The sequence below is a fragment of the Pseudomonadota bacterium genome (assembly GCA_034660915.1).
GTDB lineage: Bacteria > Desulfobacterota > Anaeroferrophillalia > Anaeroferrophillales > Anaeroferrophillaceae > DQWO01.
Genome location: JAYEKE010000057.1, coordinates 1 through 4,569 on the forward strand (window position 1 = coordinate 1; position 4,569 = coordinate 4,569).

Here is a 4,569-nt window from a genome sequence, read left to right on the forward strand (position 1 = left end):
GCAGCGCAGGAAATGCTCTCCGTCTTCCACTGCAGTCGCATGGTAACGATCTTCCCAGAATGCCCCCTGTCTATTTTTCCTTTGGTTATATTCCTGTCCGGTTCGGCCGGCAACAAGTTGAATGGATCTTGGTATCGTGTCTCAATCACGGTCATCCATCACCAATAAATGGACATGATTTGAGGTGACAATGTAATTCAAAATCGTCAAGCCATACCGTTTCCTAGCCTGGTAAAGCCATTGGAGCCATCGCTGCCTATCCTTTGCAAATTTAAACAGAAATTCTCTTTTGTGACATCTGTGCGTGATGTGCCATATTTGACCTGGAATGTAGTGTCTTTTTGCTCTGGCCATACCTATAATGCCTTTTTTGACCGTAAAAAGTGTATTATTAACCTGATTTCGATATATACTTCACCTAATTCCTACGTTATTTTAATTGGTTAATGTGGCCCGACCCCTTAACTTACCCTTTCGTGCTTGTAAATACATATGTTCCATTCGGTGCCATTGCTCGTAAAGGGTGTTAAGGCTCAGGACGGTCTGTTCGATGCTTTCCGGATAGTCATGGGCTAAGCTGTTGCGCAAGTTACGAAAAAATTGCCAGTCCTGAACCGACGGCAGCACTTCCTGCTGCTCAAGTCTGTTTCTCTTTGAGTCAGTCGCATAAGGGTCATTTCTCTTGAATAACTTCGTAATAACCACCGGTTTTAGGCGCACCTTTAAAAATAACCTTTTTTTCGTCGCGCAGTTGCTTGATCCAGCGCTCAAGGGTCTTGACGGGAACGTGAAGTTTTTGCGAGAGTTCTGGAATTCTAACGCCCGGAGTCTCTTTGATGCAGAGATAAAGTTCATTTACTCCCTCATTTACTCCCTCATTTACTCCCTCATTTACTCCCTCATTTACTCCCTCATTTACTCCGCCACTCCGGCAAAAGCTGACCAAAATGCCGCCGCTGGTTTCTTCGACACTGAAAGTAAGTTCAGGGTAAACTTTCAGTTCTTCACGAATACGAATATAGCCACTACCATATTTTTCGATATTATTTGTCAGGTAAAATGCTTCTGCGATTAATTTATTACGGGTAGTGGATTGGTACGTGTCGGTTTTTAAATCTTCTATGGTTATGCCGCCGTAAAGTGTGCCGGGGCTGAAGATTGTAATTTTGTCGTCGAAAATTTTGATCTGGATATCTGATGAGTTTCCGTAATCACGATGGACAACCGCATTCAGCAGGACTTCACGCAGGGCCGGCAGGGGATAGGCAAAACGTTCTTTGCGTTGCAGGCCACCGTCAAAAGAGAAGGCCACACTGATATGTGAGACAATAAATTTCATCGCCTGTTCAACCGCCTCAAACAGGGTGTCGGTAATCTGGCGATCATCAATAATCATGCTGGGGGTTTTAAAACGACCGATATGGATATGGTGTCGGGGCGGCTCCGTTGCAAATAAAAGGGTAGATGCCCAGGTCGGCTTGTCGTTTATAACATATTTCAGTTTTTGCAATGCCAGAAGGGGAGAATGATCCAGAGTGAAACGGCCGGATTCGTTGACTATGGCGATGAATTTTTCAATTTTGTTGACAGATAATGCATCCAGTGATTCACCATAAGCTTCATGTGCATCCCAAGAGGCCTGTAGTGATTGAAGATAGAGGTCGGTAATCTCGCTCAAACCAAGTTGGTGGTTGGAATTGGCGACTCTTTTAAAGTAGCGTCCCTTCGTATTGACGGGTTTAACCGGATATTCATTGATATGGATTGCGACAATCCATTTATTGTCAACTTGAACTGCGTCGATATTCGGGATAATTGACGGGCTTGTGCCGGATTTGATTTGTCCGAGCCAATCGGTCAGGGTCTCTTTGCCGATCGTTGTCCCGAGAACAGAACCATCGTCAGCGACACCAATTAGCACAGTTCCACCCTGTGTATTGGTGAATGCAACCAGAGATTCAACCGTCTCGCGCCCAAAAGAGGCTTTGAATTCGACGGTTTGAGATTCTCCGGTTTTCAAAAGTTGGTCGATTGTGAGCATGTCAGTTTAAGAATCTATTTTGTCACTATATGTGATTCGGTCCAGGTTGTTAGTTGTGTGCAGGCTTCTTCAAGCACAGGCGCATTATCTCTCTTGAATCAGTTGTTTAAGTGGTGTTGTTGCTGTTTAATTCGGCCAGTAGAGGGTGACGCGAAACTCTTCCCCGGAATCTTCGAATAAAACATCTTCGGAAATTGGGGACAGACCACGGTTTCGCTGGTTTTATCGAGGGATCCGGGGATTCGATAACCTTTTTCCGTATGTTTGACCCAAAATGTTATCTTCCTCGATTTCGGGGTCGATTTCTTGACTGGTAATACTCCCGTGCTTGTAAATACATATGTTCCATTCGGTGCCATTGCTCGTAAAGGGTGTTAAGGCTCAGGACGGTCTGTTCGAAGCTCTCTGGATAGTCGTGGTCGAGGTTGTTGCGCAAGTCTGTTTCTCTTTGAGTCAGTCGCATAAGGTTCATTTCTCTTGAATAACTTCGTAATAACCACCGGTTTTCGGTGCACCTTTAAAAACAACCTTTTTTTCGTCGCGCAGTTGCTTGATCCAGCGCTCAAGGGTTCGTTATTTTCACCATCAACTTTAAATTCGATAATATAGATAACTTTATCCATTTTCACGGTCAAATCGATACGGCCTTTGTTGGTGACATCTTCGGCGGTGATGTCCAGAGCACTTTGCTTCAGGCTGGCCAGCAGACTTTTTTTGACCGGCAGGACATTGCTTTCAGCAGTAAAGCCCTGCCCCCTATACGCCCAGCAAAATGGCATCAACATCTAACTCTTCAGCGGCCTGAAAAAAGTTTTATCCGACGTAACCAGTGGAAGCTCTTTATCAGATGCTATTGCCAAGTGAAGCGCATCAAGCGTTCTCAGGGCGGTTGCAAAAAGGCCGATCCAGCCACGGGCGAGTTGCCAATGATGATCTTCCACTGGAATCATTTGAAAAAGCTCTGCCTTCACATGGGAGACAAACTTTGCCAAAATTCGATTGCCATCTATGCGGCTCAACTCTCGTTGACGCACCTTTTTTGCCACAGCTGAAGCAAATTCCACTTCAGTCAGGCTGCTCAAACCCGGCTTTATCTGCTCTCGCGACAACTCCTCCGCCTGTGAACTTAAGGCCTCCGGACAGTAGTACCCCACCAGCACACTTGTATCTACATAAATCATCATTAATAGCGCTCAGCAGACCGTAAATCAACAACTTCCCGGCTTAATGGATTGCCGGCACCGTAATTGTTTTCCTGAAGGTATTTAAATCAGGCAATCGTCTCCTGACATTAGGAGTGTCCCTAATTGTTCCCCTTAATTGATCCAGTTTTCAAGAATAAGCCCTGGTACCAATTTAAATTCATTTACATTATTTGTTACCAGGATTAAGCCTTCAGCTCTGGCATGACCGGCAATCATCATATCATAAGGCCCTATGGGTCTGCCGATACTATACAATTCAGCCCGTATCCGCCCAAAATGATATGCTGCATTATTATTAAATGGCAATACTTCAAGCCTGGCAACCATTGCCTCAATATCCGTCAGATTACGTTCCACCTGCTGGGAATGTTCAGCTCCAAACACCATCTCCCCCAAGGTTATGGTAGAAATACACATTCGTCCTTGATGCCGATTGAAGACTTCTCTCACCTTAGTGGGTCGATTTTTCATAGTATAAATTACAATATTTGTATCCAGCATATACTTCAACATTACAAGGGCTCCCTGATTTGATCTTCAGGTTGTTGCCGATCCTCCATAAAATCGCGGGAAACGCCTGGTGCATCAAACCACTCATCCCAGGATTGACCAACCGGTGTAATCACTCGTTTGTTACCGATCGACGTAATCTCAACATTTTTTATAAATTCAGGAAATGCAACCGCTTTAGGTAAACGAACTGCCTGGCTTCGGTTGCTTTTGAAAACTGTCGTTTGGATGTGTGCCATAGTAATATCTCCTTAAGAATAGCTATTTAGGAAGCATTAAGGGAACGTTGTTGCTTTATTGCTTTAACGGTCTGTTCAATCCACTAATTTAGACGAATTTTCACGAATCTCGAATCATTTCATCCACCGTAGTTCGTAGTAACTCCAGATCATTATTGCAAATATAAAAAATTTCCTCAGCATCAATATTAAAATATTAAAATATTGATGCGAGATCACATCTCGAACACCCTTAACACCTTTCCAGTTGATTCCCGGATATTGCTCCAGAAATTTACAGTCTGTTATTTTATCAATGGCCTTAAAGTTTTTGCCAACGCCAACGGCAATGAGCATCATGCAGATACTATCGAGCATGTCCAAACCCTGTTCACTATCTAGAAAATCATCTGCTGCGTTAATGCCTTCAAATCGTCTGGCGGCATCATCTTTTTCAGTATAGCCTCTTCTCTTTCTTTTGGATATCGCATGGTTTTAACCCCTTAATCACCCCCATCTTTTCAATTAAAGAATTTATTATAGCACACGACATCTATTCTGACACAGGGGGCTACCCTAACACAGGAGGATTCCG

General features: G+C 43.9%; 4 protein-coding genes and 2 pseudogenes. All 6 read right to left on the reverse strand.

The features are described from left to right. Positions 1-354, reverse strand: a pseudogene (locus U9P07_03580) (transposase). A 319-nt stretch (positions 355-673) separates the two neighbouring features. Next, positions 674-2,020, reverse strand: coding sequence for a putative DNA binding domain-containing protein (locus U9P07_03585; protein ID MEA2108481.1), 1,347 nt, complete (start codon positions 2,018-2,020; stop codon positions 674-676). Positions 2,021-2,622: 602 nt separating this feature from the next. Next, positions 2,623-2,745 (reverse strand): annotated as a pseudogene (locus tag U9P07_03590) (PD-(D/E)XK nuclease domain-containing protein). Between the two features lie 81 nt (positions 2,746-2,826). Beyond that, positions 2,827-3,225: a type II toxin-antitoxin system VapC family toxin gene (locus tag U9P07_03595; protein MEA2108482.1), complete on the reverse strand. Its 399-nt coding sequence runs from the start codon at positions 3,223-3,225 to the stop codon at positions 2,827-2,829. A gap of 132 nt (positions 3,226-3,357) precedes the next feature. Beyond that, positions 3,358-3,759 (reverse strand): tRNA(fMet)-specific endonuclease VapC, encoded by a 402-nt coding sequence (vapC, locus tag U9P07_03600; protein ID MEA2108483.1) that lies wholly within the window; start codon positions 3,757-3,759, stop codon positions 3,358-3,360. Further along, positions 3,759-3,995, reverse strand: a complete 237-nt coding sequence (gene vapB / locus U9P07_03605) for a type II toxin-antitoxin system VapB family antitoxin (GenBank protein ID MEA2108484.1) — start codon at positions 3,993-3,995, stop codon at positions 3,759-3,761. Before vapB ends, vapC begins: the two co-directional genes overlap by 1 nt. Positions 3,996-4,569 lie beyond the last annotated feature (574 nt).